The organism is Micromonospora sp. M51, assembly GCF_018070305.1.
In the GTDB taxonomy this organism is placed as follows: domain Bacteria; phylum Actinomycetota; class Actinomycetes; order Mycobacteriales; family Micromonosporaceae; genus Micromonospora; species Micromonospora parva.
Window position 1 is genome coordinate 1 of sequence record NZ_JAGPXZ010001358.1, and the last position, 746, is coordinate 746.

At 69.2% G+C, this 746-nt stretch carries 1 protein-coding gene; it reads right to left on the reverse strand.

What is annotated here, in order from left to right; translation table 11 throughout:
* On the reverse strand, positions 1-745 hold a 745-nt coding region (locus KBX53_RS34815; protein WP_305798014.1), incomplete at its 3' end, for a peroxidase family protein.
* Position 746 lies beyond the last annotated feature (1 nt).

Genomic DNA, 746 nt, shown 5'->3' on the forward strand with positions numbered 1-746 from the left:
TGACGCCCCTCTCGGTCGAGGCGACGCCGGCCGCCATCTCCTTCTCGGAGGCGTAGCGCTCGTCGCCCAGCCAGGTGTCCTCCGGACCCCAGAAGATCTCCTCGGGCTCCCAGACGTCCTCGCGACCGAAGCCGAAGCCGAAGGTCTTGAAGCCCATCGACTCCAGGGCCACGTTGCCGGCGAGCACGAGCAGGTCGGCCCAGGAGATCTTCTGGCCGTACTTCTGCTTGACCGGCCAGAGCAGCCGGCGGGCCTTGTCCAGGTTGGCGTTGTCCGGCCAGCTGTTCAGCGGCGCGAACCGCTGACCACCGTCACCGGCGCCGCCCCGGCCGTCCTCGATGCGGTACGTGCCGGCGGCGTGCCAGCTCATCCGGATCATCAGGCCGCCGTAGTGGCCGAAGTCGGCCGGCCACCAGTCCTGCGAGGTGGTGAGAACGTCGGTGATGTCGCGCTTGAGCGCCTCGACGTCGAGCTTCGCGAACTCCTTGGCGTAGCTGAAGTTCTCGCCCAGCGGGTTGCCCTTGTTCGAGTGGGCGTGCAGCACCGAGAGGTCGAGCTGGTTGGGCCACCAGTCCCGGTTGGTGCGCGGACGACCACCGGTCTTCGGGGTCGGCGAGTCGATCGCCGGGTTCTCACTCTCGCTGCCGTGCGCGGTCACCGAGTCGTGCGCGACCGGGCAGCCGGCCGCTGCCTTCTGGTCCACGCCCTGCGCACTGGTGGGGCGGTTCTCCTGGGTGTCGCTCATG